Origin of the sequence: Pseudomonas sp. SBT1-2, assembly GCF_028640875.1 — a bacterium.
GTDB lineage: Bacteria > Pseudomonadota > Gammaproteobacteria > Pseudomonadales > Pseudomonadaceae > Aquipseudomonas > Aquipseudomonas chlororaphis_I.
Genome location: NZ_JAQZAA010000058.1, coordinates 1 through 10,664 on the forward strand (window position 1 = coordinate 1; position 10,664 = coordinate 10,664).

Consider the following 10,664-nt stretch of genomic DNA (forward strand, 5'->3'; position numbering starts at 1 on the left):
GGCGAGCGCTGCGCGCTCGATCGCAGCCTGCGGCAGCGGCTACAGGATTGGCGTGGCTGGATGGAGTGAACTTCATAGGGATTCCTCACCGTCTTCTTCCTGCAGCGCGTGCAGTTCCAACGTGTTCTGGCTCAAGGCGCCACGTACGGCCTGCTCCTGTTGCAGCAGGCGTTGGGCCTCGGCGCGTTGGCCTGGCGGCAGTTGGGCTTCGAGTTGTTGCGCAAGCTCGTTGGCTTGCGGGGTGTCCTGGGTCTTGGCCAGCTGGCTGAAGACATAGGCATTGAGCGGGTCGGGCTTGGTGCCCTTGCCCTGGGAGAACAGCTGGGCAATGGCGAAATCGGCGCTGTTCTGGCCGTTGCGCGCGGCGGTCAGCAGGTGGTCCAGGGCCTTTTGCGGGTAGACCTGGCCCAGGTAGCCACGGCGGTAGATCTGGCCGAGGTAGTAGTCGGCGGCGACTTCCTTGCCCTGGGCCTTCTTGAAGTGTTCTTCGGCGACCTTGGCGTCGGCCGGGACCATCTTGCCTTCGTAGTAGAGCTTGCCCAGCAGCAGTTCGGCGCGGGGCTGGTCGGCGGCGCGACCGTTGTCCAGGTACTGCATCATCTTGTCGACGTCGCCCAGTTCGGGGAAGTCGTAGAGCAGTTGCGCCAGGGTGACCCAGGAGGCCGGGTAGCCGGGAGCGATCGGCTCCAGCAGCGCCTGCGCGGTTTTCTCGTCGGTCTTGCCCAGGCTGGCATCGCCCAGCACCCGGGCCACGCTGTCCACTCGTTGCGCGCTGATGGCGCCGCGGGCGTGTCCGGCCTGCAGCTGTTTCAGCAGCTCGGCCTGTTGTTCCGGCTGGCCGCGTTTCTGGTAGACGGTGGCCAGTTCGACGTAGCAGATATCGGTGACGTTCAGCGCCGCCTTGCAGATGGTTTCCACCTCGGCCAGGTGCTGGTCGTAGGTGCCCTGGGTGCGGTACAGCAGCACCTGGGCCAGGCCGGCTTCCGGGTAGCCGGCGCTGCGCCACTGGCTGATCTGCTGCTGGGCGTTGACCTTGGGGAAGCTCTGCGGGTATTGCAGGTAAAGCATCGCCAGCGGGATCAGGGTGTTGCCTTCACCGTTGGCGAAGGCCTTTTTCAACAGGCCTTCGGCTTCGTGATGCTCGGCCTCGGTGGAGCCGGGCTTGGCCACCAGCAGGCGGCCCAGGCGCGCCTGGGCCCGCGGCGAGGTGTCGGCCGCGGCGCGGTAGGTCGCCTCGGCTTGCTTGATCTTCGCCGGGTCGCGGGTTTCCATCTGGATATCGGCCAGGCCGACCTGGGCGTCGCTGTAACCCAGGTCCGCCAGTTGCCGGTAGTTCTGCTCCGCGAGCACGGTGTCGCCGCGCTTCAGGGCTTCGTTGGCCAGGCGCTGGTCGGGCAGGCCGGCGCAACCGGCCAGGGCCATGGCGGTCACCAGAGGCAACAGCAATGCCGAACCCTGTAGCCGCTGCCGCAGGCTGCGATCGGCCGCGTAGCGGACGGCTTCCGGACGGCGCGCTGTGTTCGCCAGACCGCATTCATCCCCTTCACGAGTGCGTTGCACTCGATCGCAGCCTGCGGCAGCGGCTACAGGGGCCGTTTTCGTCATCGGGAGTGGGGTATGAATATTCATGGTTAGAGACCGGCAGCCATGGCTTTGTCGATCAGCCAGTTCACGGATGGGCCACGGTCGCTGCTGACTTCCACCGGACGGCCGGCGAAGGCGCTGCTCAGCGGAGCGTCGGGCTTGATCTGCACGCGAATGTCCGAAGACAGGTCGCTGCTGTTGAGGCTGGTGCTGCTGACGATAGTGCCGGTGCGCACCTCGTCTTCGCCGGCGATCTGGAAGCTGACCTTGGTCCCCGGACGCACGTCGGCGAACTGGCGATAGGAGAAACGCGCTTCGATGTTGGCCTGGCTGCCCCGCGGGACCAGCTGGAAGATCACGTCGCCCTTGCTGGCGTACTGGCCGTCGGCAACCATCTGCTGGGCCACGGTGCAGTCGCAGGGCGAGGTCAGGGTGCCGGTCATCTGCTTGCCGAACAGTTCCTCGACCTTGGCCGGTTGCAGCTGGTCTTCGTTCAGGTGGCCCTTGAGCACGTCGAGCATGCTGGTGCTGAAGGTCGCCAGCGGGGCGCCCTTGGCCGCCACGCCGTCGGCCTGGATCAGGCTCTGCACGGTGCCGTCGCGCGGCATGGTGACGTTCATCCCCGGCGCGCTGACCAGGCCGGCCTGGGCGTGGCTGACGAAGTACATGCCGTACACCGACTTGAGGATGAAGCCGAAGGCCGCGAGGCCGACGACGAAGATCCCGGCGCTGAAGGTCACCGCGCGCAAGCGGCCCAGGGCGCTCATGCCGTGGCCGGCGTCCTTGGTCTTGCGCGCCTTGGTGAAGTTGTCGCGCTGCAGGGTGGCGAGCACGTCGCCCATGGTCACGATGTCGCCGGCCAGGTGCGAGGTGATCAGCTGGCGCAGGGTCGAGATGTCCTGGGGCTCGAGGTTCTGGAACTGGCAACCGACACGACCGCTCTGGCGATCCACGGAGCGCACCTGCAACTCCACGTCCATGGCCAGCCCGAGGTTGTCGATGACGAACTGCAGGCGACCCTTGTGCACGTCGCCGACCTTGATCGGCAGTTGCCCGCAGTTGAAGCTCAGGCCGCCGGCGGAGAGGTCGATGACCCGCGCTTCGACCGGGGTCCGGTCGGGGCCGAAGAAGCGCAGCTTGGCCGGGATTTTGACCCGGGCGTGTTGGCGTTGGGCTTCGGATTCATGCACTACGTTGACGTTCACGGCGGTGTTCATAAGGGCGATTTCCTAGTTAATTCAGGCAAGGCGGGTCAGACCATCAGCAGCAGCGCGGCGACGAAAATGCTGCCGGCGGAGAAGGTCATGGTCCGAGACGACCAGGTGTTGAACCAACGTTGAAAGCTGGCGAGGTCACGGGACAGAGCAGTCGGTTGGCGGGTCCAGGACTGTTGGTCGAGGCGGAAGAACACGTAGATCTTCACCAGGGCCCCGACGATCTGGTTGTAATAGAGGATCAAAGGGTAGGCCGGGCCGATCCTGTGCCCCGAACAGGACAGCAGCAGGGTCAGCAGCAGGCGGGTGATACCGATCCACAGCAGGTACACCAGGATGAAGGCGGTGCCGTACTTGAAGCTGGCGATCAGCGCCACGGTCAGGCCCAGCAAGGAGGTCCACATCGACACGCGCTGGTCGAACAGCACCACGCTGGTGAACAGCCCCAGGCGCTTGAGACCCAGGCCCAGGGCCCGGGAGTTCTGCCGCAGGTTGTTGCCGTACCAGCGGAACATCAGCTTGCGGCTGGCCTTGATGAAACTCTTCTCCGGCGGGTGCTCCACGGTGTTGATCGCCGCATCGGGCACGTAGAAGGTGTCGTAGCCCAGGCGCATCAGGCTGAACCAGCTGGACTTGTCGTCGCCGGTGAGGAACTTGAAGCGGCCCAGGCGCCAGTGTTGCAGCGAGTCGCTTTCCACGTCGGCGATGAAGTCCGGGTTGGTGACCACGCTGGCGCGGAACACCGACATGCGTCCGGTCATGGTCAGCACGCGCTTGGACAGGGCCATGGAGCACATGTTGATGTGGCGCTGGGCGAAGCGCAGCTTGTGCCACTCGCTCATGATGTAGCCGCCGCGCACTTCGCAGAACTCGTTGGTGGTCAGGCCGCCGACGTTGCCGAACAGCTGGAACCAGGGCACGGTCTTGCGCACCACGCCTTCGCCGAGCACGGTGTCGCCGTCGATCACCGCGACCACGGCACGGTCGTCCGGCAGGTGGCGGGAGATGGCGCGGAAACCGAAGGCCAGGCCGTCGCGCTTGCCGGTGCCGGGGATGCGCACGAAGTCGAGCTTGACGTGGGCCGGCGGGTTCATGCGGGCCCAGAGGCTTTTCACCAGCAGCTCGTCGGACATTTCCACGATCGAGCAGACCACGGTGGTAGGGAAGCCGCAGTCGATGGCTTCACGGATCACCGAGCCATAGACCTGGGCGGTGGTCAGGGCGTCGATCCGGAAACTGGTGACCATCAGGTACACGTGGGACGGATCGGCGGCCTTGCCCAGCTTGCGGACCTTGCGGCGCAGGTGCGGGTAGACCACGTAGAGAAACAGCATGCCGCGCACGAAATGCGTGGCACCCATCGAGTAGCGCCAGATACCCACGGCGCCAATCAGGAAGATGAAGTCCTTCGATTCGGAGTCGAATGTGGACGCGGGCAACGCCAGGGCGAGACCCATCAGTAAACTCAAGAAAAACAGCCAACCTGCGGCCTGGAGTAGGCCGTGCTTTAGCCTGTGCATAATCTGCATCCGTCTCGATCTCGGGCGAGCCTGTGGGGTGGCCCGATGGGGTTAAGGCAGGCAAAAAAGCCAAAGGGGCACATTCCTGTAGCCGTTGCCGGGGGCTGCGATAAACCTCCGGCAGTTGCAGGTGCGTCGCGACCCCTTCGGGCTCGATCGCACCTGCGACAGCGGCTACAGGAACGGGGAGCTGCCCCCGATACCGCTGGTTACCAGCAGATACCTTCGGTCCGGCCATTCGCGCTGGTGGCCTTGGACATGAACCCGACCAGGTCGATGACCTGCTTGCCGTGCGGCACGTCTTCGGCCAGGGCGCGGAACTTCTCGTCGCGGTTGCCGAGGATGATCACGTCGGAGTTGTCGATCACCGAGTCGAAGTCCGCGTTGAGCAGGGACGAGACGTGGGGGATCTTGGACTCGATGTAGTCCTTGTTGGCACCGTGGACACGGGCGTACTCGACGTTGCTGTCGTAGATGCTCAGGTCGAAACCTTTGCCGATCAGCATTTCCGCCAGTTCCACCAGCGGGCTTTCGCGCAGGTCGTCGGTACCGGCCTTGAAGCTCAGGCCGAGCAGGGCGACTTTGCGTTTTTCGTGGCTGGAGACGATGTCGAAGGCGTTCTGCACCTGGGACTCGTTACTGCGCATCAGCGAGTTGAGCAGCGGCGCTTCGATGTCCAGGGAACCGGCGCGGAAGGTCAGGGCGCGCACGTCCTTGGGCAGGCAGGAACCGCCGAAGGCGAAGCCTGGGCGCATGTAGTACTGGGACAGGTTGAGGGTCTTGTCCTGGCAGACCACGTCCATCACTTCACGACCGTCGACGCCGACGGCCTTGGCGATGTTGCCGATCTCGTTGGCGAAGGTGACCTTGGTGGCGTGCCACACGTTGCAGGTGTACTTGATCATCTCGGCGACGGCGATGTCCTTGCGGATGATCGGTGCGTCGAGTTCTTCGTACAGCGATTGCAGGACGTCGCCCGAAGCCTTGTCGAACTCGCCGATCACGGTCATCGGTGGGAAGTCGTAGTCCTTGATCGCGGTGCTTTCACGCAGGAACTCAGGGTTGACCGCGACGCCGAAGTCGACGCCGGCCTTCTTGCCGGAGCAGTCTTCGAGAATCGGGATCACCACGTTGGCCACGGTGCCCGGCAGTACGGTACTGCGCACCACGATGGTGTGGCGGGAGGTCTTGTCACGCAGGACAAAACCGATCTCGCGGCATACCGCCTCGATGTAGTTGAGTTCCAGGTCGCCGTTCTTCTTGCTTGGCGTGCCGACACAGATCATCGACAAGTCGGTGTCGCGAATCGCCTCGGCGAAGTTGGTGGTTCCGCGCAGACGACCGGTTTGAATACCTTGCGCCAGAAGTTCACCCAGACCCGGTTCAACGATCGGCGAACGGCCTGCGTTGATCATGTCGATCTTGTCCTTGGCAACATCGACGCCAACGACCTCATGGCCCCGTGCAGACAGGCAACCGGCACATACTGCACCGACGTAACCCAAACCAAATATGCTGATGCGCATCGCATTTACCTCTGTGTTATTCACGCCATTAGATGGCCGGAGTTAATGTTTGCCAGCTTTAATTGCGCACTCGGAAGTTCAACGAACAAGCGTTGATATATCCAGTGCAGGCAGACTAAGTTCCGAGTGTCTAAATAAGTGCACTCAAGTTGTGCGCAACTTGGCCTTGTTGTAGGGGCTGCCCTTAAATGTCGCCGTCCTTCCTGCTGGAAGGCAGCTCCGAGGTTGGCGATAATCCTGATTTATAGGCGCAGGCCCATGATAATCAGGTAGTTACACGCTCCCGGAAGCGTTTTAAGGCGGGCTATGCCATGGCCTTGTAGGGGATAGTAATGGTGCATTATCTCCTGTGTATTGACCCTGAGTTCGAGTCCTTGAGCAGTAGGTCAGGACAATATGACAACTTCGCTACTGTCGTTGGATCCCATGTAAGTCATCTCCTACAAACTCGTCGAGAATCGTTACCGGTGGTATGAGCGGTGGTTCAGGACATAGTTCCAGACCGCTGATCCTGTTTTCTGAAATTTCTTGAAATATTGCAAAAGATGGCACTGCTTTCATATTGATAGCACTTACCATTTCAGCCTTTAGTTATGGGGAGTTAAAGCGCGGGGATATTTTTATGCCACTACCGATAAAAAAATTGCGTGCCACTACTGAAAAAAATGACCTCTGTCGAGTGAAACAAAAGTTATAAATTCAGAAGAAAATATTTTGGCGCCAATTGTTTGGCGTTTTGGCGGGGGTCAAAGAGGAAAGTGACCGCTCGTCGACGCACTCGTTTGCGCGAAACCAGTGCGTCGACCGGGTGCGTTATTCCGGTGCGTGATCGCGCAGGAAAACCAGATTGTCGGGTTTCGACTGTTCGGCGCTGTAGCGATAACCCTGGACATCGAACTGCTTGAGTGCCGCCGGGTCGTTGATGCGTTCTTCTATGACGAAGCGGCTCATCATGCCCCGGGCTTTCTTGGCGTAGAAGCTGATGATCTTGTACTGGCCGTTCTTCAGGTCCTTGAACTCGGTATTGATGATCCGGGCGTTCAGGGCCGTGCGCTTGACCGCCGAGAAGTACTCGTTGGACGCCAGGTTGAGCAGCAGGTCGTCGCCCTGTTCGGCCAGGGCCTCATTGAGCCATTCGCTGATGCGCGTGCCCCAGAAGGCGTACAGGTCCTTGCCGCGGGCGTTGGCCAGCTTGGTACCCATTTCCAGTCGGTAAGGCTGCATCAGGTCCAGCGGGCGCAGCAGGCCGTACAGGCCGGAGAGCATGCGCAAATGCTGCTGGGCGTAGTCGAAATCGGCTTCGCTCAGGGTTTCGGCATTCAGGCCGGTGTACACGTCGCCCTTGAACGCCAGCAGCGCCTGCTTGGCGTTGGCCGGGGTGAAGGCCGGGGTCCAGCTGCCGAAACGCGCGGCGTTGAGGCCGCCGATCTTGTCGGAGACGTGCATCAGTTCGCTGATTTGCGCCGGGCTCAGTTCGCGCAATTGCAGGATCAGTTCCTGGGAGTGATCGAGGTACTGCGGCTGGGTGAAGCGTTGAGTGACGGGCGGGGTCTCGAAATCGAGGGTCTTGGCGGGTGAAATCACCATCAGCATGAAGTCGTCTCCTGTAAGCGTCGGGGGATTCTAGGGGCTTGGGCGATTTGACTCCACCTATGAAGGCAATAGGGGAGGCCGCCGGTCCGCTGTCTGCTGCTTTCTGTAGGAGCGAGCTTGCTCGCGATGAACCTGAGAGCAGCGCAAGGTATCAGGCGATATGCGTCATCGTTGACGAGCATCGCGAGCAAGCTCGCTCCTACAGAGGGGATGGGGATTCGAATAGGGTCGGGGTTGTGGCATCGGCTATAGTGCCGCGCGGGTTTTGTTATGGAGACATCCCTTTGCGCAGCGCGTTTTTTCTTTCGATCTGGCTGTTGAGCTTCGGCGCCCTGGCGGCCCCGAGCGAGGTGGCGACCCTGGATCGCAGCACCTGGCCGGAGCAGCTCAGCAACCCGACCCTGTTCGACGTGGCGTCGCGGGCGGAGATCCTCACCTTTGCCCGCGCCCTGCTGGTCAGCGAGGCCTGGGATGAAGGCTCGTTGAAGCAGCGCCTGGGCCTGCGGATCATCAACATGGCGTCGATCGATGCCGTCCGCCAGCGGCTCTGGCAGCAATTGCTGGCCAACTACAACTTCGCCCAGCAGAGCTGCGACCAGGACGCGTCCTTCTGTTTCCTGGTGGAAGACCTGGACACCCTGCGCGAGCAGGCCGGCAAGTTCCAGTTGGGCGATGACTCTTATTACGCCCGCTGGGCCGAGCCGAGCCGAGCCTTCCATGAGCAGTACCTGGACGAATTGCTGCGCAAGGCCGCGCTGTTTCCCCAGACCGCCAGCGAAATAGAGCGGTTCGGCGACTACGAGCGCAACGGCGACGAACTCAATGACCGGCTGTTCCTGCTGACCTTCGACAGTGCCGCCAATCTCGCCCCGGACAACACCCCCTGGCTCACCGAATACCTGCGCAAGTCGAACATGAACGGCACCTTCTTCGTGCTCGGCAGCGAGGTGCAGAGCCGCCTGGAGCAGCGTTCAGTGGCCAGCCTGCAGGCCCTGTATGCGCAGCAGTGCGTGGGCGTCCAGGGCTGGGAGTATCGCTCCCACAGCCACTGGCAGGACTGGCAGGACTCGATCGAGCGCAGCGTCGAGCTGGTCAAGGGCAAGCTGCCGGAAAACTACGTGCCGCTGTTCCGCCCGCCCTACGGTCAGCGCCGGGCCGATGCGCAGCCCTTCTTTAATGCCCAGGGTTTGCAGGTGGCGCTGTGGGACATCGATCCGCAGGACGGCGCCGGCAAGCTCAAGGGCGAGCAGAGCGGCCAGCGGGTACTGACCCTGATGCTGTTGTGGCGGCACGGGGTGATCAATTTCAACGCCCGGCAGGACGCGGTGAAGACGGCATTGCCCTGGTTGCTGACGCAGACGGCGCAGAGCGGAATCGGTTGGGAGGATTGTCAGGACGCGTTTCGCTAGAAACGACGAAAGGCCTGTATTTGCGGGGCGAAGGGGAAAGGTTGCCGATTTTGGCGAGGATTTCGATACAAGCGGACTTCCGACTTTAACGGTGCTTGGGCAGCGCGCCAAGGGCTATTCGTCACTCTGCAAAATAAACTTAAAAAAAGCGTCAAAGTGCTTTTTCCTGTCACAGGTTTTGGAGTATTACGAAGTCAGACCGCCGAAACCTGCAACACAGGTGGCGTCTCCCAAGACTCCTTTTGTGTGCACTTCACTCGAACCTTCGCGGGTGAATTCGACGGTCGATTCGAGGCGCAGCACCGCCATGGTATTGCGTCGACTGGCCCCCACATAAGGTGACCGAGTATGGATGACCACGGACGTAGCCCTTCCTCCAACCAGCCAATCCTTTATGTACTCGATACCAATGTATTGATTCACGATCCAAACGCCCTGCTGAACTTCGAAGAACACCATGTGGCGATCCCGATGATCGTCCTGGAGGAACTCGACAAGCTCAAGAGCGGCCATCACAGCGTTGCAGCGGAATGCCGCCAGGCCATTCGCCTGATCGACAAGACCCTGGGTGAGGCCTCGCCGGAAGACGTCGAGCTGGGTGTGCCGATCCAGCGTGGCAAGAGCGGCCCCAAAGGCCTGCTGTCGATCCTCATGAGCAAACGCTCGGAGCCCAACAGCCTGCTGCCGGAAAACCTCAACGACAACATCATCATCAACCAGTTGATCGACCTGCATGCGCGCAACAAGGAGCTGCGCGTGGTGCTGGTGACCAAAGACATCAACATGCGCCTCAAGGCGCGCGCCTGCGGGATCGCCGCCGAAGACTACAGCACCGACCAGCTGGTCGACGACGTGGCCTTGCTGCCCAACGGCTTCCACAACATGACCGGCTCCTTCTGGGACCGCGTGAGCAAGGTGGAAACCCGCCAGGACCACGGCCGCACCTGGCACCAGGTGCAACTCACCGACAACCTGCCGGCGGTGCACATCAACGAGTTCATCATCGACGAACAGGGTTTCGTCGGCTGGATCAAGGAGATTCGCGCCGATGTGCTGCTGATTCTCGACCTGCATCAGGAACCCCTGTTGCACCAGGAAGCCTGGGGCCTGAAACCGCGCGATATCTATCAAGGCCTGGCGCTGTTCGCCCTGCTCGATCCGGATATCCATCTGGTCAACCTGTCCGGGGCCGCAGGTTCAGGCAAGACCATCCTGGCCCTGGCCGCGGCCATCGAACAGACCATGGTCAGCAAGCGTTATCGGCGCATCATCGCCACCCGCAGCGTGCAGGGGCTGGACCAGGAGATCGGCTTCCTGCCGGGCACCGAAGCGGAAAAAATGGAGCCCTGGCTCGGCGCCATCACCGACAACCTCGAAGCCCTGCACATGGATGACGAAAACACCCATGGCAGCGTCGACTACATCCTCAGCAAGGTGCCGCTGCAGTTCAAATCCCTCAACTACATTCGTGGCCGCAGCTTCCAGCAGAGCCTGATCCTGATCGACGAATGCCAGAACCTCACCCCGCACCAGATGAAAACCATCATCACCCGTGCCGGCGCCGGTTCCAAAGTGGTGTGCCTGGGCAACCTGGCGCAGATCGATACCCCTTACCTGTCCGCGACCAGCTCCGGGCTGACCTACCTGACTGAACGCTTCAAGGACTTCCCCAACGGGGTGCACATCACCCTGCAAGGGGTTCCCCGCTCGATCCTGGCCGAATACGCCGAATCCCATCTGTAACCCCTCACAAAAACGGGCGGCCGCAAGGCCGCCCGTTTTTTTGTGCCCGAACAAAACCTGTCTTCCGTAGGAGCG

Annotated in this window: 7 protein-coding genes; 2 read left to right on the forward strand and 5 right to left on the reverse strand. The window is 61.6% G+C overall.

Annotated elements, in window-relative coordinates; genetic code table 11:
- Nucleotides 1-72: 72 nt before the first annotated feature.
- The 5 genes from algK to yaaA all read right to left on the reverse strand — a co-directional run bounded on the left by algK (nucleotide 73) and on the right by yaaA (nucleotide 7,437).
- Nucleotides 73-1,605 (reverse strand): alginate biosynthesis TPR repeat lipoprotein AlgK, encoded by a 1,533-nt coding sequence (gene algK, locus PVZ78_RS07720; RefSeq protein ID WP_038581958.1) that lies wholly within the window; start codon nucleotides 1,603-1,605, stop codon nucleotides 73-75.
- A 26-nt stretch (nucleotides 1,606-1,631) separates the two neighbouring features.
- Entirely contained in the window at nucleotides 1,632-2,801 is a 1,170-nt protein-coding gene (locus PVZ78_RS07725; RefSeq protein WP_124307700.1) for an alginate biosynthesis protein Alg44, read from the reverse strand.
- Nucleotides 2,802-2,836: 35 nt separating this feature from the next.
- Nucleotides 2,837-4,318 (reverse strand): mannuronan synthase, encoded by a 1,482-nt coding sequence (gene alg8, locus PVZ78_RS07730; protein ID WP_009042274.1) that lies wholly within the window; start codon nucleotides 4,316-4,318, stop codon nucleotides 2,837-2,839.
- Between the two features lie 209 nt (nucleotides 4,319-4,527).
- Nucleotides 4,528-5,844, reverse strand: coding sequence for a nucleotide sugar dehydrogenase (locus tag PVZ78_RS07735; protein ID WP_009047093.1), 1,317 nt, complete (start codon nucleotides 5,842-5,844; stop codon nucleotides 4,528-4,530).
- A gap of 813 nt (nucleotides 5,845-6,657) precedes the next feature.
- Nucleotides 6,658-7,437, reverse strand: coding sequence for a peroxide stress protein YaaA (gene yaaA, locus PVZ78_RS07740; protein ID WP_009047094.1), 780 nt, complete (start codon nucleotides 7,435-7,437; stop codon nucleotides 6,658-6,660).
- 284 nt (nucleotides 7,438-7,721) lie between these two features.
- Here yaaA and PVZ78_RS07745 point away from each other — a divergent pair, with 284 nt between their 5' ends.
- Both PVZ78_RS07745 and PVZ78_RS07750 read left to right on the forward strand, forming a co-directional pair.
- Nucleotides 7,722-8,846, forward strand: a complete 1,125-nt coding sequence (locus PVZ78_RS07745; protein WP_009047095.1) for a polysaccharide deacetylase family protein — start codon at nucleotides 7,722-7,724, stop codon at nucleotides 8,844-8,846.
- A 348-nt stretch (nucleotides 8,847-9,194) separates the two neighbouring features.
- Nucleotides 9,195-10,589, forward strand: coding sequence for a PhoH family protein (locus PVZ78_RS07750; protein ID WP_009047096.1), 1,395 nt, complete (start codon nucleotides 9,195-9,197; stop codon nucleotides 10,587-10,589).
- The last annotated feature ends 75 nt before the right edge of the window (nucleotides 10,590-10,664 follow it).